Source organism: Acinetobacter modestus, assembly GCF_014636095.1.
Classification (GTDB): domain Bacteria; phylum Pseudomonadota; class Gammaproteobacteria; order Pseudomonadales; family Moraxellaceae; genus Acinetobacter; species Acinetobacter modestus.
In genome coordinates this window covers 195,017-217,733 of record NZ_BMDV01000003.1, presented here as the reverse complement: position 1 = coordinate 217,733, position 22,717 = coordinate 195,017, and the positions used below count along the sequence as shown (strand labels likewise).

Annotated in this window: 18 protein-coding genes; 3 read left to right on the top strand and 15 right to left on the bottom strand. The window is 40.9% G+C overall.

All coding sequences use genetic code 11. The annotated features are described in order from the left end of the window. Window positions 1–94: 94 nt before the first annotated feature. Window positions 95–2,452: a Tex family protein gene (locus IEV17_RS09195; RefSeq protein WP_004660069.1), complete on the bottom strand. Its 2,358-nt coding sequence runs from the start codon at window positions 2,450–2,452 to the stop codon at window positions 95–97. Between the two features lie 318 nt (window positions 2,453–2,770). Between IEV17_RS09195 and ompR the strand changes: the two genes are divergently transcribed. The 3 genes from ompR to scpC all read left to right on the top strand — a co-directional run bounded on the left by ompR (window position 2,771) and on the right by scpC (window position 6,678). Beyond that, window positions 2,771–3,535 (top strand): osmolarity response regulator transcription factor OmpR, encoded by a 765-nt coding sequence (gene ompR, locus IEV17_RS09190; RefSeq protein ID WP_004657337.1) that lies wholly within the window; start codon window positions 2,771–2,773, stop codon window positions 3,533–3,535. Window positions 3,536–3,552: 17 nt separating this feature from the next. Continuing rightward, window positions 3,553–5,016 (top strand): ATP-binding protein, encoded by a 1,464-nt coding sequence (locus IEV17_RS09185; RefSeq protein ID WP_004660068.1) that lies wholly within the window; start codon window positions 3,553–3,555, stop codon window positions 5,014–5,016. A gap of 147 nt (window positions 5,017–5,163) precedes the next feature. Continuing rightward, entirely contained in the window at window positions 5,164–6,678 is a 1,515-nt protein-coding gene (gene scpC / locus IEV17_RS09180; protein WP_004660065.1) for a succinyl-CoA:acetate CoA-transferase ScpC, read from the top strand. A gap of 60 nt (window positions 6,679–6,738) precedes the next feature. Here scpC and IEV17_RS09175 read toward each other — a convergent pair whose 3' ends face one another. The 14 genes from IEV17_RS09175 to IEV17_RS09110 all read right to left on the bottom strand — a co-directional run bounded on the left by IEV17_RS09175 (window position 6,739) and on the right by IEV17_RS09110 (window position 22,697). Then, window positions 6,739–7,998, bottom strand: a complete 1,260-nt coding sequence (locus IEV17_RS09175; protein ID WP_034600859.1) for an OmpP1/FadL family transporter — start codon at window positions 7,996–7,998, stop codon at window positions 6,739–6,741. A 496-nt stretch (window positions 7,999–8,494) separates the two neighbouring features. After that, window positions 8,495–13,402, bottom strand: a complete 4,908-nt coding sequence (locus IEV17_RS09170) for a DEAD/DEAH box helicase (RefSeq protein ID WP_004660060.1) — start codon at window positions 13,400–13,402, stop codon at window positions 8,495–8,497. Window positions 13,403–13,535: 133 nt separating this feature from the next. Then, window positions 13,536–13,763, bottom strand: coding sequence for a hypothetical protein (locus tag IEV17_RS09165; RefSeq protein ID WP_004660057.1), 228 nt, complete (start codon window positions 13,761–13,763; stop codon window positions 13,536–13,538). A 43-nt stretch (window positions 13,764–13,806) separates the two neighbouring features. Then, entirely contained in the window at window positions 13,807–14,433 is a 627-nt protein-coding gene (locus IEV17_RS09160) for a hypothetical protein (protein WP_004660055.1), read from the bottom strand. A 783-nt stretch (window positions 14,434–15,216) separates the two neighbouring features. After that, window positions 15,217–17,670, bottom strand: coding sequence for a DUF927 domain-containing protein (locus IEV17_RS09155; RefSeq protein ID WP_004660052.1), 2,454 nt, complete (start codon window positions 17,668–17,670; stop codon window positions 15,217–15,219). Beyond that, window positions 17,667–17,972, bottom strand: coding sequence for a hypothetical protein (locus IEV17_RS09150; protein WP_004660051.1), 306 nt, complete (start codon window positions 17,970–17,972; stop codon window positions 17,667–17,669). The genes IEV17_RS09155 and IEV17_RS09150 overlap by 4 nt, the downstream gene beginning before the upstream one ends. After that, a complete protein-coding gene (locus IEV17_RS09145) occupies window positions 17,965–18,273 on the bottom strand; it encodes a hypothetical protein (protein WP_004660050.1) in 309 nt (102 codons plus the stop codon). The genes IEV17_RS09150 and IEV17_RS09145 overlap by 8 nt, the downstream gene beginning before the upstream one ends. Before the next feature lie 9 nt (window positions 18,274–18,282). Then, window positions 18,283–18,651 carry a hypothetical protein gene (locus IEV17_RS09140; RefSeq protein WP_004660047.1) on the bottom strand — a complete coding sequence of 123 codons (369 nt, stop codon included), beginning with the start codon at window positions 18,649–18,651 and terminating at the stop codon, window positions 18,283–18,285. Then, on the bottom strand, window positions 18,644–19,198 hold the full coding sequence (locus IEV17_RS09135; protein WP_004660046.1) for a BRO-N domain-containing protein: 555 nt from the start codon (window positions 19,196–19,198) through the stop codon (window positions 18,644–18,646). The genes IEV17_RS09140 and IEV17_RS09135 overlap by 8 nt, the downstream gene beginning before the upstream one ends. Further along, window positions 19,195–19,404: a helix-turn-helix domain-containing protein gene (locus IEV17_RS09130; protein WP_171062398.1), complete on the bottom strand. Its 210-nt coding sequence runs from the start codon at window positions 19,402–19,404 to the stop codon at window positions 19,195–19,197. The genes IEV17_RS09135 and IEV17_RS09130 overlap by 4 nt, the downstream gene beginning before the upstream one ends. A gap of 5 nt (window positions 19,405–19,409) precedes the next feature. Further along, complete coding sequence (locus tag IEV17_RS09125) at window positions 19,410–19,703, bottom strand: helix-turn-helix transcriptional regulator (protein ID WP_004660043.1); 294 nt, start codon at window positions 19,701–19,703, stop codon at window positions 19,410–19,412. A gap of 126 nt (window positions 19,704–19,829) precedes the next feature. Further along, entirely contained in the window at window positions 19,830–20,693 is an 864-nt protein-coding gene (locus IEV17_RS09120) for a hypothetical protein (RefSeq protein WP_004660042.1), read from the bottom strand. Then, a complete protein-coding gene (locus IEV17_RS09115; RefSeq protein WP_004660040.1) occupies window positions 20,677–21,327 on the bottom strand; it encodes a hypothetical protein in 651 nt (216 codons plus the stop codon). Before IEV17_RS09115 ends, IEV17_RS09120 begins: the two co-directional genes overlap by 17 nt. Before the next feature lie 155 nt (window positions 21,328–21,482). Next, window positions 21,483–22,697 carry a tyrosine-type recombinase/integrase gene (locus IEV17_RS09110; protein ID WP_004660038.1) on the bottom strand — a complete coding sequence of 405 codons (1,215 nt, stop codon included), beginning with the start codon at window positions 22,695–22,697 and terminating at the stop codon, window positions 21,483–21,485. Between the last annotated feature and the right edge of the window lie 20 nt (window positions 22,698–22,717).

The window sequence follows — 22,717 nt, the reverse complement described above, 5'->3', positions numbered from 1 at the left end:
ATCTTATACGGAATCATAATTTAATTATGAAGATTGATCTAAATTTAAATCTCAAAATAAAAGCCTCCGAAGAGGCTTTTATTTATTTGATCAGTTACTTAGAACCTTTGATCCCTGCTTGTAATAACAAAGCACCTAAACCACCGATTTTTTGCTCTTGCGGTTTTTCAGTTTTTGGCTTGTTATTTTGTGGACGCTTAAAGTCACCTTCTTTACGCGGTGGACGTTGACCTTGAGGCTTACGCTCTGAACGTTCAGTTCGTTCTTGCTGTGGACGCTGTTGCTGACGTGGCGCTTTAGCAGGAGCAGAACCTTCTGCACGCATACTCAAATTCACACGATTACGTTCCACATCAACTTGCATCACACATACTTGCACAATTTGACCTGGTTTCACCACTTTATGTGGATCAGAAACAAATTCATTTGCAAGTTCAGAGATATGCACTAAACCATCTTGATGTACACCTACATCCACAAACGCGCCGAAATTAGTTACATTGGTCACCACACCTTCGAGCTGCATGCCTTCAGTCAGGTGCGCAACTTCCGTAATATCTTCACGGAACTTGGCAGTACGGAACTCTGGACGTGGATCACGAGCAGGCTTTTCAAGTTCAGCTAAAATATCTTGAATCGTCGGCAAACCAAATTTGTCATCGACAAACTCATCTGCTTTGACTTGGCGGATAATTTCAGTATTACCAATAATGTCTTTTACTGTTGTGGCTTTTGCTGCAACAATCTTTTCAACCACGCCATAACTTTCTGGATGAACTGCTGATGCATCCAATGGCTCAGAACCATTTTGAACACGCAAGAAGCCTGCTGATTGTTCAAAAGTACGCTCACCTAAACGTGGCACTTTTTTCAAGGCTTGACGGTTATCGAAACGACCATGTTCTTTACGATATTCAACGATTTGCTGTGCAATCGATTTATTTAAACCTGCAATATATGCCAAGATCGCTGGAGATGCGGTATTCACATCCACACCCACCGCATTCACACAGTCTTCAACCACAGCATCCAGTGTTTTTGCCAAACCAGTTTGATTCACATCATGCTGATATTGACCCACACCAATTGATTTCGGATCAATTTTAACAAGTTCAGCCAATGGATCTTGTAAACGGCGTGCAATTGAAACTGCACCGCGAATTGAAACATCAAGCTCTGGCAGCTCTTGAGAAGCGAGTTCACTTGCCGAATAAACCGATGCTCCTGCTTCACTGACCGTAATACGCGTGAGTTTTAAATCAGTATTTGCAGCCATCATCTCAGCAACAACTGCTTCGGTTTCACGACTCGCTGTACCATTACCAATCGCAATAAGTTCCACGTGGAACTCTCGACATAAGCGAGCGAGCTCAGCAATTGAACCTTCTTTATCTTCTTTCGGTGCAAACGGGTAAATCGTGCTATGTGCTAGAACATCACCTGCGTCACTCACAACCGCAAGCTTTACGCCTGTACGGATACCAGGATCAACACCTAAAGTAGTACGACCACCTGCCGGTGCAGAAAGAAGTAAATGACGTAGATTTTCAGCAAACACATCCATTGCTTCAGCTTCAGCAGCTAAGCGCTTATCAGTCAATAAGGAATGTTCGATTTGCGGACGAATCTTACCAAGCCAAAATAATTTTGCAGTTTGTTTTAAATAATCTTGACGGCTTTGTGGCTGAATTTGTTCAAGATTATATTCAGTTTCAATACGAGCTAACGGCGTATCATCTTCGCCGTCCACTTTTAAACCCAATACATTTTCTTGACGACCACGTAACATCGCCAATAAACGATGCGAAGGTAATTTATTTAGGTTTTCAGAAAACTCAAAATAATCACGGAATTTTTTACCGACTTCTTTTTTCTCTTCAGAAGCAACTGCGCTCTTAAGAACTGCTGTTTTAGAGAAAATTTGTTTTAATTCAGTGGTTAATCCAATATTTTGTGCCCAGTCATCAATCAAGATGTGCTGAATTGCATCAAGTTGGCTTTCGACATCTGGATAGTCTTCATGACTAAAACCTACCAATGCCTCAGTCGGATCAACTTGATCGGCAATAATTTTTTCAGCTATTGGACCTAAACCAGCTTCTTTTGCCTTAAATGATTTACTGGTACGTTTTGGACGGTACGGTGCATAAATTTCTTCTAGTGCATTTTTAGTTTCTGCTGCATTCACGCGCGCCAATAAATCATCACTTAATTTATCTTGTTCTTGTAAAGATTGAATCACCTTTTCACGACGCTCGTATAAATCACGTAGATAAGTTAAACGTGTGTCGAGTTGGCGTAATTGCGTATCGTCTAAGCCCTGCGTGACTTCTTTACGGTAACGTGCAATAAAAGGAACGCTAGCGCCTTCATCAATTAAACGAATAGCAGCTTCTACTTGGTTTGGACGTACGGCAAGTTCATTTGCCAACTGCTGAACTAAGTCAGTCATCGTGATTGATTCCACAAGGGTTAAGTCTAAAAGCACTGATTATAAAGTCCGTGACTATAAAATCCACTATTGTTTTTTTGAATATTTTTAGAGTAGATTATGCTAATTGATAAATACTTATAAAATACTAAGAATTTTTCGCCTAAATATTGAAAAATAGATCGATTGTCATAATTTTACCTGTATACATTTGGTATCTATCTCTTGATTTTATTGGCAATATTTGTTGCTTTATAACATAGCCAAAACTGTGCAATGAATCGTATACTCCCTAGCATTGCATAAAGACGATGACAATAAACGATAAAGGAGCACATCATGAGTTTAGTTGTACCTGCCGAATCGACGGAAACCGTACATCATGAGACAGATCGCGTCGAACGCATTTTAGTGGTCGATGATGATGTGCGTCTGCGTACCTTATTACAACGCTTTTTAGAAGATAAAGGCTTTGTGGTAAAAACAGCCCATGATGCAACGCAAATGGATCGTTTACTACAACGTGAATTATTTTCGCTTATCGTTTTAGATTTTATGTTGCCTGTTGAAGATGGTTTAAGTATTTGCCGTCGTTTACGTCAGTCTAATATCGACACACCTATTATTATGCTCACTGCACGTGGTAGTGATTCGGATCGTATTGCGGGTCTTGAAGCGGGTGCAGATGATTATTTACCAAAACCATTCAACCCAAATGAGCTATTAGCACGAATTCGTGCCGTTTTACGTCGCCAAGTCCGTGAAGTACCAGGTGCACCAAGTCAACAAGTTGAAGTCGTAAGTTTTGGTCCATGGTCGCTCGACCTTTCTACACGTACTTTAACGCGTGAAGGTCAAGTTGTGACACTCACGACAGGTGAGTTTGCGGTATTAAAAGCCTTGGTTCAACATCCTCGCGAACCTTTAACTCGTGATAAATTGATGAATTTGGCACGTGGTCGTGAATGGGGTGCTATGGAGCGCTCTATTGATGTCCAAGTCTCTCGTCTACGTCGTTTAATCGAAGATAATCCTGCGCGTGCCCGTTATATTCAAACCGTTTGGGGTGTAGGTTACGTATTTGTTCCAGATGGTGCAGAGTAAACTTAGGAAATTCTTCATTGAAACTTGAACCAATTGATCCACAAGCATTTACAGATTTCGCGACTTATTCAGAAAGACCGCGAACAAAATGGGAACGTTTTTTAGATAAAATTAAACCACGTTCTGCGGCCATGCGTACCACAATCTTGGTATTGTTCACGGTCGTTTTTAGCTTGTTTATGTCCTTGTGGTTCTTTTGGCGAACTTTATATTTACCAGAATTACAACAACATGCGCGTTATCTCGCCATTGAGCTTGAATTAGTCAATAATCCAGATATTCGTATTTTACATCGCGATACAGAAGTTGATGTCGATACATGGCTTAAAAACCGTATTGGTATTGAATACATCACTGACCCCAAAGAATTTCCAAAAATTGAAGATAAATTCTTAGCCGAGTTATTTACCAACCAAATCGAAACCAAACTTGCGAAAGAGCTGGGAGTCGATAACGCTGATAACGTTACTGTATATTTTAAATTCAAACCGATACCACGTATTTGGATTCAAACCCCTGAAATGCATGGTAACTGGGTGCGTGAACCATTAAAAACGTATACCAACTACAGCGTGGAACTGATTGCAGCATGGCTATTTGGCGTTCCTATTATTTCTTCAATTATTATTTTAATTCTAGTCCGACAAATGAATCGACCATTACGTCGATTACAGAATGCCGCCAACAATTATAGTAAAACTGGTAAAGCACCTTATCTTGATACCAATCATGGACCACTCGAAATACGTCAAGTAAACCAAGCATTTAACCATATGGTATATACGCTTGAACAAACTGAACGCGATCGACAAATCATGCTAGCAGGAATTTCACATGATTTACGTACGCCACTGACGCGTATTCGCCTGACCGCAGAAATGCTCCCAGATGAGTTTTTCCGCGAAGGTCTAATTTACGATGTAGATGATATGGATGCGATCCTGAATCAATTTATTTCGTATATGCGAGATGGATCTGATGAAGAACTATCACAAACCAATATCAATACATTGCTTCAAGAAGTCGCTGTACAATTTAAGCCCTTAGATATTCGTTTTGAAGCACAAGAGCTCCCCATCATCCCTGCGCGAAGCCTATCCTTAAAACGTTTGATTGCGAATTTAGTCAACAATGCCAAACGTTATGGTGCAGAACCAATTGAATTATCGGCAAGCCATGTTGATGATCATATTCTGATTACCGTCGCTGATCATGGTGAAGGTATTCCACCAGATCAAGTTGAAGAACTCATGCAACCCTTTGTTCGTGGTAATTCAGCACGCACGATTCAAGGAAGTGGCCTCGGCTTAGCCATTGTAAAACGTATTGTTGACATTCATCAGGGACAAATTAGCATTCGCAATCGCGAGCAAGGTGGTTTAGAAGTGGTGATTTCACTTCCACTCAACCATGAAAATCTTGAAGAATCTCAAACGAATGCGATTGATAAAATTAAACAGACCATAACTGGACACTTTTAGAACAATTCGTGATGGAAAAATAACTCTTTTTATCTCTGAAAAAGTATCACGCATTTCACATATTAGACCTTAGCCGTAGTCCAATTCCCTTTTCAAGTTTTAACGCTAAAATCCATATCTAACTAAGAAGTATATTGAGAATGGATCATGTCTTTAAGTCGTATTCGCCTTGCTACCCTACATGACAAAGTGATGAGCGCTGAACAGGCTGCTCGCTTTATTGAAAATGATATGACGGTTGGTATGAGTGGTTTTACTCGTGCTGGAGAAGCTAAAGCTGTGCCACAAGCATTGGTCGAACAAGCTAAAAAAAATCCGTTAAAAATCACATTAATTACAGGTGCAAGCCTAGGGAATGACTTAGACAAACAATTGACAGAAGCAGGTGTACTTGCTCGTCGTATGCCATTCCAAGTTGACAATACTTTACGTCGCGCCATTAATAATGGTGAGGTAATGTTTATCGACCAACATTTGTCTGAAACTGTTGAGCAAATGCGTAATCAACAGCTTAAACGTCCAGATATTGCTGTGATTGAAGCTGTTGCGATTACAGAAGATGGTCATATCGTACCGACAACCTCTGTAGGCAACTCTGCAAGTTTCGCAATTTTTGCTGAAAAAGTGATCGTTGAAATTAATACCTCATTGAGCGAAAACTTTGAGGGCTTACACGATATTTATATTCCAACATATCGTCCAACACGTACCCCACTTCCATTAACTCAAGTCGATGATCGTATTGGTTCAACTGCAATCCAAATTGACCCAGCAAAAATCGTAGGCATCGTTTTTAATAATACGGCCGACTCACCATCAACTGTGACTGCACCTGACGATGAAACTCAAGGGATTGCAAATCACCTCATCGCTTTCTTTGAAAAAGAAGTTGCAGCAGGTCGATTAGCGAAAAACCTAGGTCCTTTACAGGCTGGTATTGGCTCAATTGCAAATGCAGTTTTGACTGGTCTTAAAGATTCTAACTTTGAAGATTTGGTCATGTATTCTGAAGTATTACAAGACTGTACTTTTGAATTGATTGATGCTGGCAAAATGAAATTTGCTTCTGGTAGCTCAATTACGCTATCTGCACAATGTGGTGAGCGCGTATTTGGCAATCTTGAACACTACAAAGATAAATTAGTATTACGCCCACAAGAAATTTCTAACCACCCTGAAATCGTACGTCGTTTGGGTATTATTGGGATTAATACAGCACTCGAATTCGATATTTACGGCAACGTGAATTCTACGCATGTTTGCGGTACAAAAATGATGAATGGTATCGGCGGTTCAGGTGATTTTGCGCGTAATGCTCACCTTGCAATCTTCGTCACCAAGTCAATCGCAAAAGGTGGTGATATTTCATCAATCGTGCCAATGGTAAGCCACGTTGATCATAATGAGCATGATGTTGACATTCTGGTAACTGAAGTTGGTTTAGCAGATTTACGTGGCTTAGCACCTCGTGAGCGTGCACGTGTGATTATTGACAACTGTGTACACCCACTTTATCAAGCTGCCTTAAATGACTATTTTGATCGTGCCTGCGAGCGCGGTGGCCATACACCTCATATTCTTCGTGAAGCACTGTCATGGCATGCGAACTTCGAAGAAACGGGTCATATGTTAGCAAACGAAAAATTAGCAAAAACCGCTTAATTTTTTGCTTCACATCTTGAAAAAGGCTGAATCCATTTGATTCGGCCTTTTTCGTTTTGATCAGAATTTCAGACCATATGAAACACCTAAAATATGCTGATCCATTTCAAGGTTAGCTTCACCACCGCCAAAGTTCAAAGGAATAGATTGACTTCCTTTTACGGTTTCTTTCAAACCATAGGTATATGCAACACTAAGCTCCTGTGCATGATCAATATTCCACGTCGCCCCCACGCTGAGATGATCTTGAATTACACCAGGTGCAAGAATATTCAAGAACGTTTGATCTTGGGGAATTGGCTGATCATTATGGCTATATCCAGCTCTTATCGTCACTTGTGGATTAACTTGATATGCCGCCCCAATCTTGTAAACGTTAATATCTTTCCAACCAAAACCCTGACCTTTTTTTGAACCAAAACCATTACCCGCCATCACCGAAGCTAGACTAAAAGGATTTCCAACTGAATCTACATCAGAATAATTAATACGTGATATATCAGTTAATACACTTAATGCAGGCGTCAATTGAAAAGCTGCTCCTACCCCATAGCTTTCCGGCACATCAAAACCTCCAGCTTGTGCAAATAAACCTCGATATTGATCAAATTTGTCCGATTTAATTTTTGAAGAGTAATTTGCACCAACAGTTACGACATCATTTAGCTTCGCACTCCAGCCAACTTTAACACCTATGCCTGTAGCAGAGTCCTTACCATTATTACTCAGTTTTTGTCCATCAACAGAAAATGGCGCAAAACCTGAAATTCCTTTAGCTTCAAATCGTTGATAAAGAATGTTGGTCGCAATACCGATGGATTGGTTTTCGCTATAACGCCAAGCCACAGATGGAGAAATAAAAATCTGCGCTAAATCTACCCCTGCCTCACCTGTATTCCCAAAAGCTGCATACGGATTTTTCTTGTAGGAGGTATTCATACCACCGTTACCATAAATCGCTAACCCCAAAGCAACCGTATCATTTACTTTCTTATTTACAGCAAATTCAGGTAGAACAAAATATTCACGCCCATTGCCACTGTATTGACCGTTGGCGCCTGCCAAATTCCCCTTAATTTCAGCAGAACGCTTAGGGTTAAATATAGTCGCGCCAATATCGACACGACTGTCTAACCAAGCCAATCCAGAAGGATTATTCGCAATCGTCAAAGCATCATTAAATGCCGCAATAGAGGCCCCAGCAGCTCCTTGAGCTTTAACCCCATAGCCATGCATGAAATAACCTGTTGTCGCGAATGCTGATGACGATAAAGCGGATAAAAATAATGTAGGAAGTGTAAACCCAAGCAACTTTCGCATAACTTATCTTCAGTAAAAATAATATATGTATAAGCATATTGTTTTTCTTTTATTCAGATAACTAAGTTAATTTGAGAAGCATATTCTTTTTATTCATAAACAAATTTTTTGATCAAAACACATCCCATTTTGATTCATGAATAAAAAAAGCCCTAAACTTGAGTTTAGGGCTTTTTGAATATGGTGGGGGACCCTCAACCGAATTAAAGCCTGTAACCATTATGCAGCAAGGCTTTTATGTTTTACGATTTCATTTATACCAACAAAAATACCAACAATACGCAAAAGTACCCTGTTTTTTGGCAGCCTATAGCGGCGGCTATTACAAACGCTTGCGCCGTGCCATTTCGACAAAATCGCAAAAAATCGACATGAGGATGCTAACGTGTCGATGCTATAAATATATGCATGTAGACATGTCGATAAAAAGGCAATTTATAAACATGAGCTTATGCCTGTGCGTTTTGTTATTTAGCATTACTGCCTTTTGCCGTGTTTAAATATCCAACTTCGGCAAACTTCTAACAATCTTCATGGTTTCCAAACTCACGGTAATAACACGCAAGAACAACTCCAGCGGGTATGCCGCGTTGTTCATGGTTTCATTTGCCCAGTCGTTTGCATCGTTTACTATGCCGCTTTCTTTATGAGTAGATACGCCTTGACGCTCCATAACCCACTCTAGTGCAGGCTTACCATTGACCACGTAGTCATACGCTTCCAACGGTATGCCTTTAACGGTAATGCGCTTGTTGTAAACCACCGTGCCTTTCTCGCCTCTTTTGGCAAACTTCATTTTTTCGACATAGAAGTCTTCAGAGGTCAATTGGCTGTACGCAGTGCTGCCTGTGTCCAATGTTGCCTTGTATGGATCAACCGTTTCGTAATTCAAGTGCCAATGTGCTAAGTCACGCCCTGCTTTGGAAAATGCCCAAAAGTCTTCAGCTTTCTTCACACAAGGAATACGTGGCAATTCTTTGGTGAGGTTATCGGCATAGCGTGTACGGTATTCTTCGCTATGGAGTAAACCGTAGGTGTAATAGAAGATGTCTTCTTTGGTGATCTGCTCGCTAGGGTATGCCGTTTGGAAGTGCTGTAAGCCTTCGTCACTAATACCATCTTTGCGTTCGTATTTAGTTTCAGTCACAGTTAAGGCAAGGGATTCATCGAATAAGTCGCCTGAACCTACTTTTTTATCTTGAGTCACTTCTTCGTAAAGGTAGAGTGGGAAGCATTGCGTTCCTCCATCAGGCTGAAGATCAGGAATCATATTTGTAATTAGTGCTAACTGCCCTTCTTTATTCCACCTTTGCTTCAACATAATTACCAAGTTTGATACGCTATTAGAAGGAAAAATTTTAGGTATTTGTCCTTGCAATTCATTTAATTGCTTTGAATAGAAGACCCAAGAAGTTGTGTAAGGTCTATACAAAGCATACCTAGTACTATCAGAGGAGGTATCTATTTTTTTACCCTTTAGAAAGTCACCACGAAGACCTCTAGTCCAGTTGATTAGTTTTGGATCTTGTGTAACGTCATTATCAAAATCAAAAGAAGGTAATGAATTACATTTATCCAACTCTCTATCGTAAATCTTAATCATCGAATCTATGTTTCTTTTCAATGATGATAGAGAAGAATTGTAAACCCATGCATCACGATTAGTTTTCAAACCATGCGTATAATTTAAAAATAATGCGGAATTTAATTTATCTTTTTTATTCCCAATTACAATGTTGTCATTAAAACTATTATCTCTTTGATTAATCCAATCATTATGAATATCAGGAGCGATTTCTTTCCATGTAGTAATGCCATTTATACTTTTCAACTCGGTTAGCTTATCAAGCTTCATTTTTCGATCTAAATACTCACCTATTTCTGCGTAAAAAATCTTATTTTCTCTTATTGTCAATTTATTCTTAACAAATATTGTAATTGCCACACCCGTTAAAATATTAAAAACATTGGTACCTTCCTTCTTCGCCAAATCACCTGATTTACCTCGGATTGCTCCTTTAAGATTAAAGATATATAAATTACCAAACTCTTCGTGCAGACACTTTCTAAGACCACTAGCTACGTTTGAGTCAATAAAACCCGCATTAGTTACGAAACCAACAACCCCCTGTTCACCAATTCTATCTGATGCCCATCTAATTGCACGAATATAGGAGTCGTATAGCGAATTTTTCAACGTTGCATTTGAATGCAGTGCATACGTTTCTGAAATTCTAGAATCTAAAAAACTATATTTCACATTTTGGTTATTATCATTTGCTGAGTCTTGACCTGCCGAATATGGTGGGTTGCCAATAATCACTTGTATATCTAGGGATTTCTGCCGTTTACGTCGGGCACTATTCTCAACAAGCACTTGATCAACCAAATCCTCTTTCTCATACATTTGGAACGTATCGGTTAAACATATCCCTTCAAACGGCGTGTATTCATCAATGATTTGACTGTGGTACACCGCTTCAATATTGATTGCTGCAATATAGTAGGCGAGCAATACAAGCTCATTGGCATGAATTTCATTTTTGTATTTATAGGTCAATTTCTTCGGTGGAATTAAACCACTTTGCAATAGGCGAGAAATGAACGTGCCTGTCCCAGTAAATGCGTCGAGTACATGCACACCTTCATCAGCAAAGCTCTTGCCAAACTCTTGTTGAAGCACATCGTTAACGCTGTGAATAATGAAGTCCACCACTTCAACAGGTGTATATACAATGCCTAGACGTTCAGTCATCCGAGGGAAGGCATTACGGAAGAATTTGTCATATAACTCGACAATGATCTTTTGTTTACCTTCTGCGCTATCAATACCCGACGCACGTAGCTTTACACTGTCATAGAAGCGTTGTAGTGCTTCAGTTTCGCTGTCGAGTTGATGCTGATCTAAAACATCCAAAACCTTTTGCATGGCAATCGCCATTGGGTTATGCGCCGCAAAGCTGTACTCATCAAACAAGGCATCGAAAACAGGCTTGGTGATGAGGTGCTGTGCCAACATCTCAATGATTTCAGCATCCGATACCGCATTGTTGAGGTCGTCACGAATCTCGTGTGCAAACTCCTCAAAGACCGCACGTTCTTTTTCGCATTCAGGACGCTCTAGAATGTCCGTAATGAGCTTGATATGAGTTTGTGCAATCTTGGCAATGTCATTCGCCCAATCTTCCCAGTGGTGGCGGTTACCGACCTTCTGCACCACTTTGGCAACGATCGCGCGTTCGATTTCGCCTGATTCGAAGCTAAAGGAATGCTGAGTATCTTCAACGTCATCCTTTTTAGACTTTTTGCTAGGTGTACCAATCGTCGAGCCACCTTTGCCTGCACCTTTCTTCTTCGCTTTAGCTGCCACCTTGTCGCTAATCGCAATGATTTCCATCTTGGAACGGTCAATGCCCGTTAAGTCCATCTTGTTAATCATGGCATCAAAACGGTCATCGTGCGAACGTAGTGCATTCAACACTTGCCAAACGACTTTATAGGTTTGGTTGTCATCAAGGGCTTTGTTCGCGTCCACATTGGGCGGTATGACCACAGGTAAAATGACATAACCCATTGTTTTGTTGGGTGCAAGGCGCATCACACGACCGACCGATTGCACCACGTCTACTTGCGAATTACGTGGCGTTAAAAACAGCACCGCATCGAGTGCGGGCACGTCCACACCTTCCGATAAACAACGTACATTACTCAATACACGGCAAACAGGACGTTCTGCGCCGTCATCATCGTGCTGTGGTTCAGGCGTGGCTTTGAGCCAATTGAGCCGTTGTTCTTTTTTATCTGCACCCATGCCGCCATCGACATGCTGCGCTTGGCAAAATAACCGATGCGATATTTCATTGCCTTCTTTGGCTTCGGCTTTTTGATAGGCTTCTACCACGGTTTGGAAAATACTAGCTATACGGTTAGAACTAACTTGGTGCTTACGTGCTTTGGCGGTTTGGTCAATCACCTGACAAAATGCCAATGCACGCTGCATCGGGGCGGTGTCTTCTTCTAAGTCGGCATGAATGCCTTGCTTTGATAAAGCCTTCCAACAGCCGACAATACGCGCCGCATCATCGACTACGATTTCGCTATTTTCGGTAATGGTGCTTCCGATCTTATTAATGATCGTATCTGAATCTACCGTCAACACAATGACTTTATAATCGACCAATAAGCCACGCTTCACCGCTTCGGAAAAATTAATGGTATACAGCGTTTCGCCAAATAGCTTTTCGTTATCCATTGAAAATAGCGTGTAGTCGCTGGCGTTGTTTTTTACATCGTCGGAAAAAATACGTGGCGTTGCGGTCATATACAGGCGTTTTTTACCTAAAATAAAACCTGCATCGTGTATTTTTACAAAGTTTGAATCGTTTTCGCTGTCGTGGGTTGAGCCAGTAGTGCGGTGCGCTTCATCACAAATAATTAAATCAAACTCACCCATGCCTTCGTTATTTTGCGCATCACTCACGGTTTGAATGGAATGATAGGTCGAAAATACCACTGTCATGTGGTCAGCATCGTGGTGATGTTCAACATTTTCTGCTAATTTTTCAGGATTGGTGGTGGCAGGATATTGCAACTCATGCTCTAGCGTGGTCACGGCATCTATGGCAGTGGCATCCTTTTTCTTGCCAATTTCAGTATCGGAACAAACTGCATAGCTATGCAACGGCGTGGTCGATTCTTGCGTCCATTCGGTTAGGGTTTGCGACAACAGCGATAAGCTCGGCACAAGGAACAATACACGTTTGCCCGCACCTGCACAGGCTTCGGCAATTTTTAAACTGGTAAAGGTTTTGCCTGTACCACACGCCATAATCAGCTTGCCGCGGTCTAACTTTTGCTCGTACAAACCAATTTTCACGCTGCTTAAAGCGGCTTTTTGGTGGTCACGTAGTTCTTTCTTTGGCTTAAATACAACTTGTTTCTTTTCAGCAAATTTCGACCAATCAATGACGCTCTGTTCTAAGATTTCAAGGTCAATCTTGGTTACAGGCGGGTCTTGGTTTTCTAAAGTCGCTAGGGCATTATCCGACCATGCGTGTGTGGTGCTTACAATATAACGGCGTTTAAAGTAGGTTCTTGAAGCTGCTGACAAAAAACTGTCAATTTCGGCTTTAGATACTTTACGGTCTGCATCGTACAGTTTGCATTGAATGGCATGAAATTCGCCGTCTTTGGTGGTAGCAACAAGGTCTATACCTGTGTCTTTACCCGACAAACCTTGTGCCTTTGCCCAGTCGGTATAGGTCTGAACTTGGGCAAATAAGTCTACATAGTAAGGTTCATTTTCAAAATATTTAATGCACAAGGCTTCAAAGTAAGTGCCTTTTTCGCGTTCGCTTTTCGCCGCTGTTCTATATGTATTTATTAGGTCAAAAAAAACCGACATACCGTAAATCCAAAAGAATGTTTTTATTCAATGGATTCTACTGAAACCACCCTACAAAAACCATAAGTGATAACACATTTGCAGAGGCTTGGGTTTTGAATGTTTAATAAAAATGCCCCACTGGGGCGGCGTTTTAATCTATACGCTTCAATGCTTCCCTTTGCTCTTTAAACATTGCATTAACCTGTTTAACTAACTCATTTATATTTGACACTACACCGCCCTTGTAGGCGTTACGGCTAACTGTTGCCTTGCCTGCTGCCGTTTTCGCACCTGTAGACTTTAACCACGGTTTGACTGCGTTGATTCTGTCTCGTTGTTCTTGGCGGCGTTCTTCTGTCCAGTAGTGTTTATTGCTCATATATGCCTCGCGCGTGAGAAATATTTTAATTTAAACAAACAAACTATATTGCCTTAACCTTTCTAGCGGTGATTTTTGCATCTGTAACCGTTGGTATGGCTTGCTTTGGCTGTTGCTCAATAGCAGATTGTGTCTGTTGTACTGGTTCGCTTGTTTGCTCACTTTGCACCGTACCTTGTGGGCTATTGTTTACCTGTTGGTTATTGATTTGTTGATTGTGGGCAATGTTGGCGTGCTTAGCGAATATGACTGGGGGATTCTTGATATTGGACAAGGTTTCCAGTGTTGCCCTGCATTGGCTTTGTGCTTTGAGTGCCAGCCTTAGAAGTTTGTCCATATTCGCCACATATTCTTGCCTGTTGGCTCTTTTTGCCATATCGCAAAACAAGGCGTTAAGACTTTGCGCCTGTGACATTAAAATACGCTCCGCTAGTAACAAGGGAGTGTCGCTTTGTAGTTGTTCGCTGCTTTGCTGCAATGAGTCAATAATGCCGCCAAGTTCTACACGTTCGCCAAAAAGGTTTCCTTTGAATGAATCAATCACAATGGCGTTGAGTGTTTCGGGATTCTGTAGAAAGTCCTCAATCGCTTTGTCTGAATCACTTTTTTTTGATTTGATTTTGCCGCCTTTATTTATCGCAACTTCGTTTTGATCTGTTTCGTTGGTCATCTCTGTTCACCTTGTTAGATTTTCAGCGTCTAACACAATCTAATTATTATCGTTACCGTGTAACAGTGTCATTTATGGGGCATTTTTTCACTCTACCTTGATGGAATTAAGATATAAAATTATCTATAAATAACCGTTTAAACCTTGTCATATATACGTTATAGCGTGGTTTTAAGTGCGTTTTTTAAAGGGTGTCGTCAGGGTAATAAGTTAGTGATTGTGAGTTGTTTTTCTGTTTTTTCAGCATTTCAAAATGCCCACTACATAAGATTCTTCGTCTATTGGTTGTATTCCTGTTGACCTTAATAGGATTAGGGTCAATAAAGTCAGGAATGTGGATACACATCGCTTTACGGTTCAGCTTATTTAGAGCCTTGATAGACTTCCAGCGAAAATACAAGAATATACTGCCAACCAAAATGGAAAGAGCAGTAACCCCAATTATGATGTGAATGACATTTGTCATGTTGTTCTCTCGTTTAGCTGTATGTATGTGCCTTTTTAGATGGGACGTGTGGGACTTTTGGGACGTGCATAGATAAGATATTGATTATGTATAAAAAACATACGTCCCACTCTCTAATAAATATGTCAAAAATATCAGTATGATACTTGGGACGCAATGGGACGTATATTAAATGACGTCCCACACGTCCCATCTATGTCCCACATTTAAAAACCATATAATTTAATTAATGGGACGTTATAATATTTATATATAACAATGTATTACATTAAAATATATTGATAACGTCCCACACGTCCCATCTTAAAAACGCTATTTTAGGATTCATCATCAAAGCTGTGCATGACATCAGCCTTAAAGTGCATCATTCTCGGGCGGCTGCCATCGGGTAATTTTCCGCCCATGCGCTTCACTACTCGTTCATCTTCACCCAGTACAAGCCATCCATTTGCTTTAAGCACCTTTTTGGCGGTGGCTTCATTGAGTCCTATGCACATTTCCTTTTTAAACATGGTGGACGACACAAGGTAGACACGCTCGTCAGGGTCAAAATAGCCGACACGGTTATGAATACGTGGGCGGATGACTTCGCCGTCAGGTTGTCGGATAACTGTCAGGCTTTCAAAACGGCTTGTCCCGTGTGCTTCAAAGAATGCCCCGACATGCTCTAGTATCTTTGTTTCTTCAATATTTCCGCCGTTGCCTAATGTGCCTAGCCAAGTATTAAAACATTGCCCTACAGCGTCAAAACTTCGCCCTTGCTGCCATCCTGTGATGCCTGCCTGTGTTGCTAATTCACCAGCAACCGCCACAAGTGCAAAACGGCGTAATACTCGCACCGCTTGGCTGTTTTTGGTGGCATGTTTGACTATGAAGTCATCGAGCATGGATTGCGCTTGTAGCATCAAGTCATCTTTATTTGCGGTCAGGTACTCAAGCCATTTAATGCCAGCATGTCCGTAGTGTTTGGCGGATAGCTCATTGATACGATTACCAACATCGCTGGAGCTGCTGCCGTAATTGATACGCTCAAATACGCCGTATCCTTTGCCTGCATCACTGGGAATATGAGCAAAGCGGAGTAATAACCCTGCATCCATTTCGATGCCGCCACGTCTTAAATGGTCCTCAAGGGCAATTTCGCCTGTAGAGGTGTACATCAGATTGAATTGCTTATTTTCTCTATTTCTGCCCGATTTGCTGCCTCTAGCTTTACCCTGTGCACCTGTCAGCATATAAACAATATCTGATACGGCTTTCGGAACTGCCTGCCGTAATTCATCAAGATTGAGATAATTGTCATTGCGGAGTTCGGCATCATTTTCTAAAGCGTTGTCAGTGGTGCGCCATGACTTTGATACGTCTTTTGGTCTGCCCCATACGCTACAAGCTGCCTTTGTAATGGTACTTTTACCATCGGTTGAAGTACCGTAAATATGAAAGCCGCCGCTTTCTATATCCAGTGGTGTCACCAATTGCCCCGAAAATGCACAGGCAAAGGACAATACAGCAAGGGCATGAGGTTCAATCAATCGGCTTAACTCTTGCCATCCCTCGAGCGTTCCCATTGTGCTGTAAGGGTCTTTCATTTCACTATTGAATAATAGCTGCTCATCGTCTTGGCTGCCGTAGGTGCGGTTGGTGGTGACAAAGGTATTGCCATACCATCCAGTACGATCTACACAACGAAAACGCTTCTCGATGGGGTAGTCTTGAATGTAGTTGATGAATACATTTTTCTTGTAGGTCTGACGTGGCGGCATCAATCCATGACTAGCAATTAACTTTAAAGCGTCTTGAGCTTCACCCATGAAATGCTCATAAGGGATAATCAATGTATGCAAAGTACGATCTTTATCGTGGAACTGAATAACACGTTTCCAGTTGTCATTTTTTAGGCTTCGGGCTTCTCCCAAAACAATTAGGGCATTGGAAATTAGGATTTTGCTTTGTTTGGTTTCGCCGTTTTCGTCCTGTTTTTCCTTGATCTGATATAAGCCACTTTCAAGAATATGCAACCACGAACCATCATCCATTTTGAACGGTTTGGCTAAATGCCCCTTTGGGGGTGCTTTGGCTTGTTCTACTGCTGCCTTAATCATGCAATCAACTTCATCCTGTGACATCGCAAAATTAGGCGGTTCGGGAATAAATGCTATTTTGACATCAAGGTCGGTGTAGCGACGTTTTATGTCGTCCTGTTGGTGTACTGGAGCAATGACACATAGATCAGAATGTGCCTGCATCAATGCCTTGAGGGTATAAGCATTGATCTTGTCTGATTGATATGGCGAATAGACTGGATATGTCGTTTTAAAGGCAAGGTGAATGTCATCTGTGACGATCAAAGGAAATTCACTCAACTTTGAGCGATTGAAATACAAGCCACCACGACCAAAAACAATGTCCTTGAATCCCTCAATCGTTGGATTGGTAAATACTGCTCCAATCGGTTGTAAGTTTTCGTCAAAAAGATCAAAAACTGCCAAGCCATATAAAGCATCATCATTAGATTCGCCGTACTGGGTGGCGTTCTCAATCACAGAACGGCGGATTTCTACAGGACAACCGCCCATCATTTCAAGCATTGCGATATGTAGCGGATTATTGTTAAATAATGGGACTGTATATTCTTCAAGTGCTTCAACAATTGAATCGCTTGCATCGTTGCCCACTCGCTCAAGTGGGCTTTGTTGTTTTTGAGGGTTAGCATTTGAAATGCCACCCTCGAACATATCAGCGGTACTATCCCATGAGGGTTTTATATTCATACATCACCCCCTTTTGTATTCTCCCATTCTTGTTCGTATTGTTCTGACATTTCTGCATGGTAGCTATGATGCTCCTCTGCTAGGTAGCTGTACATCTCCAGTGCGGTTTTTAGTTCATCGAAGTGGCATGAATGTATGCCTTGTTGCTGTAAGTCCACACTTAACTTGATGAAGTCACGGTGGACTCGGTTTAGTGCGCTTTGCATCCAGTTCATATCACATGCAGCCAATGAAGCTAGATCGTGCATGTCGCCAGCATCGTATTTTTTAGGTGTATTTGTAGAATTGATTTGATTAGGCATGAGTATGCGCTCCTAGTGTTTTTGGAGCTTCACCACCCATGACCATTTGGGATAGATGAAGCTGAAAGGGATTGGTCAACTGGCTCACTAGGTTACCAGCACACTCGAAAGTGTTCCCCTCCAGCTCCACCATAAAGATATGCGGACGCATAGAGATAGTACGTACAAAAAAAGCCCTTGCGGACTGTACGCCTAGTGAGAATTTATAGCTGACCAAAGCTAACTTTGAGATTTTGCCCAAAGCCCGATTAATATAACCATACTGGGGAGCGTTAGCAATATTGAATAATTTGTTTTTCATTACTGGCCCTCACTGCACACGATTGATGTGAATATCTGAATTAATCAAAACGCCATCATTTGATAAGCCGACCTGCTGGCGGTTATCCATCATCTGCAATAAACGCTGTTCTGCTTCTTCAAAGCTAATACCGAAATGCTTTGCAATGTCCTCTAGGCGGTACATAGGTTCGCAGTCATCCGTGTAACCGCTTACTGGTGGCAACAAGTTCAATTCTTTAGCCTTTTGGTGCATTTCCGCTTTGATATGCTCAGGCGTGTAGTGCATTGTCAAAATAAGGGCCTGCTCAGTGATGGGGTGGTCATCACCGTACTGCTTAACCATGTTTTTGTAATGGTCAAAGGCTTTGAAAAATTCAGGGTTTACTGGTTTAGTCATGGTGTAACCCCTCAAAGGTTAGCTGTAAATTTGTTGTACATGTCGCAATCCGTAGGTTTAAATCTCGCATTGAATAACGATGGTTCACTAATCCAGTGCCATGAAATGAACCTTTAGCCTTTTGGGTCTTTGCTTGCATACATAGGCGGTTTAATTCATCAAAAGCAGTCTGCCTTGCTGAATATGAGCCTGTCTTTCTGAGCGTTGGCAATACCTCTGCAAATACCCAGTTTTGGAAATTGAGAGCTTCGGGTTTGTTTGATCTGAAAATGACACGGTAGAGATTCGGCTCGTTAATAAAAATCAGTTCTTGTTTACCGCCATTGGTTGAAACACTGATTTTGTGTACGCCAATAGGGTCTAATGCGCCATGTCGTTTAGGGGTTTCGTTTTTAACGTACCCCCTTTGAATCTGTAATAGATCAGACGACCTAGAAATATTTAAAACCTTGCACACATCCGCCAAACAAAATAAAGGCTCGCCGTTGTCATCTAAAACAATACGAACGGAACTGGATTTAAAATCAAAATGGGTAACGGCGTTCATACTGTCACCTCTTTTAATTCGTATCGGGCGTGAGTGCCTTTGCTGTTCAGGTTCTTTTCGTTATGAGTCACGATTTCAAAACCTTGCTTTCTTAATCGGTCAATGACAGCCGAAAGGCGGTAGCAGTCGCATAGCTCTATGGCTTCGGCTTGGCTTATGGTTTTGCCTTGTTGGAGGTGGTCTAGGATGACAGTTTGATGGTTGATCATGGTTATGCATCCAGTCCTTGCGCCTGCATCCATGCCTGCACATCAGATAAACGCCATACTGTGACGTTGCCTAATTTAATTGGTTGAGGAAATTCACCTTGTTTCACCCATTGCCATATCGTTTTGTCAGATACGCCTAGAATGCCCCTAGATGCTGGACGTGCGGAGATGCGTTTAGTCTGCCCTTTGCACTTGCCTGCTTTATGGGTTTGGATACGTTCCTTACGTTCAGGGAAATTGGCAAGGTCTTTAATGCGTAGGAAAGCATCAGGGTTTTGTAGAATGGCTATTGTCATAGATTCACCTATCAATTAAACAATTCCCCTGTCAGTTCATGGCAAGGGTTGATAGGTGCAGTATTTATCTTGTTGTTTTTTAATTCATTTCATGCAATGAACATAAAATTGCATTGCAATATTAAATCATTGCATTTTATTTGTTATCAAAGACTTATAAATACCGTTTGCCTTTTTCATTATCTTATCAGTCGTACTTTTTGATAATCCACTCCCAACGCCGTATTCAGTTTCGATAGACTGCAATATAGCATTTTGTGACTTGTGTCTTTTTGTAGTGATTGCACTTTGTAGTTTTTTTAATAGCACCGCAATAAATAGTAGTTCACTGTTTTTCAAAGATATTTCAATATCATTTATTGCATTTTCAGCTACAAGACTGCCATTTTTCTGCTGTAGTTCAGCTATGGTTTGATCTTTACTAACCATTTCCTGCTTTAATCGTGCAATTTCAGCATTTAGACTTTCAATGTTTGGGTCGGTTTGTTGGATGGTTGGATTTCCACAGCCTATAGGCTCTTGTATTGGTAGATTGTCGTTAAAACCTGGAATCACACGAGTACGTTCAAAGAGAAATTTCTGTAATGATTCTCTTGGTATCATGCCATCAGATTCTATATCTAATTTATTTGCTCTAATGGCATTCTCAATTATTTTTACTGCCTGAATATGCTCTGCATAACGCCAAGCATCATAGGTCAAGTCACCGCTATCCACGTATGCTTGTATTTTTTCTGGCTCATCTAACGAAATAAAGCAGGCCGACTCAACAATAGTGAAATAATCATTCATTGCCAAAATTTTAATATGTAAGGGTATTTGATTATCCGATTTTTCTATTTCGATTGCTTCTTGTATAGGTTCACTTGATGCAACAGTATCGAAGCTAAAGTTTTCATCAATAGCTTGAAGTACTGCCAATAGTTCAGACTTTTTAAAAGCAAATTTACTGTAATCCTGTTTATCGAAAGGATTAGAACGGTAAGTCATTATCCAAGTCCTCCGCCTCACGTTTTTCTATTATTTTGTTTACTAAATAATGAATTACTTCTAGTTTTGCTTGGTCACTGGGGTTAGGGGCTTCCATAAAGGCACCATTATATTGATTCTTTAAAATGACTGGCATCCAGCTTTTAAAATCATCTTTTTTATAGATACTTGGTGGTTCGTCCGCCCTGCCAATAGCTAAATTTAATAACTGCACAGCCTTAGATATGTCCTGATTCGCACCTAAGTGATGATGAATAGAATCTATAGCGTCACTGATACTTATGTATTCAGCATCTTCATTTGTTAAGAAATCCAAAAGAGAAATACTACTTTTATTCTTTTTATTAAAACCTTGCTCTTTATTTTCAAACTTAGCTTTCCAGCGATTAAAGGAGCGTTTATTAATTAACAGTAAGCCTCTGCCATATAGTTCCATAACGGGGTCATCGAAGGATTTTCCATCATTACGCGTATATTCTATTTGTTGGTTTTCACACGCGCCTAAGATAGCCAATTCTTTTATTTTCTTGCAGGACTGATCTAGCTTGCACCATTCATTTAAAATATCTGAAAGCCTTAACCATTCAGCAGATTCTAAATACTGCGAACAATCACTATTATTAAAGTTATACATTATGCCTCCCACAGCATTCCCAAAAGATACTAGATCAACATATTGGGTATATGCTTTCGGATGCCTCCTAGACCTAGCTCATCCAGTATATTAAACCGCTTAGGTCATGGCTAGGCGTGGAAAGTATTAGCACGGCGTTATTTGTCGTTTATGTGTTATGCAGTCTTATGCTTAGGGAATGGAATGACATTCTGTTTTAAACTATCGAGATAGTCCGCCCATTGCTGCATCATCTTTTTGCGCTGCTCTAAAAACTTGGTACGGTTATAGGCTGTTCCCAAGCTATCAGGTACTTTATGAGCTAGTTGATGCTCAATAACGCTTACAGGTATGCCCATTTCCTCATTCAGAATGGTTCTAGCCATTGCCCTAAAACCATGCCCCGTGATTTCTTCTTGTGTGTCATAGCCTAAACGGCGTATTGCTGCATTAAGTGCGCCGTCACTCATAGGGATTTTATTGTTTCGGTAGCCAACAAATATATATTCATGCTGACCAGTTAAGCATTGCAGTTCTTTTAAAATCTCGATTGCCTGTTTTGACAAAGGTACAATATGATCTTGCTTGGTTTTGGTAATGAAGTAACGCCACTCTTGTTTATCAAAGTCTATTTCACTCCATTTGGCTTTTCTTAATTCGCCAATTCTCACAAAGAACAAAGGTGCTAATTTAAATGCACTTTTTACAACAAGTGTTGTATTGGGAATGTCATCTATTGCCCTTAAAAATTCGCCCACTTTATTTGGGTCGGTAATCGCTGCAAAGTTCCTTGTTTTTACAGGTAGTAATAAGCCTTGTAATGCTTGGCTTGGGTCATTTTCATTTTTGCCCAATGCTATGCCATATCTAAATATCTGCCCACATTCCTGTAATGCTCTTTTCGCTGTATCAGGTGAACGGTCCTCAATACGTTTAATCACGCTCAATAGATCAGGTGCTTTAATACTGGCAATATCCATTGCACCGATAAACGGAAATATATCCGCCTCTAAACGTGCTTTGGTTTTTACACTGGTGCTTGCTGCCCATGTCTCTACTTTTTTCCTATACCACTCCATCGCCACATACTCAAAGCTATGCTCGCCGTTTAACTGGGTTAGGTTGCTCTTTTTGGCTTGGTTAGGGTCAATGCCCTCATTTAGCGTTTTCTTTGCCTCTGATAGCTTAATCCTTGCATCTGCTAACGATAGGTCGGGATAACTCCCTAAAGTAAGTGAACGCTGCTTGTTTTGGTATCGGTAGGCATATATCCAAGTCTTACGACCAGTCGGAAAAACATGCAGTTGTAGCCCGTTGGTATCGCTGTATTTATCAGGCGTTTTTTTATTGGGATTGGCTTTAATTCGTCTTAGCTGTGCATCAGTCAACACAAGGCTTTCCCCCTTATTTG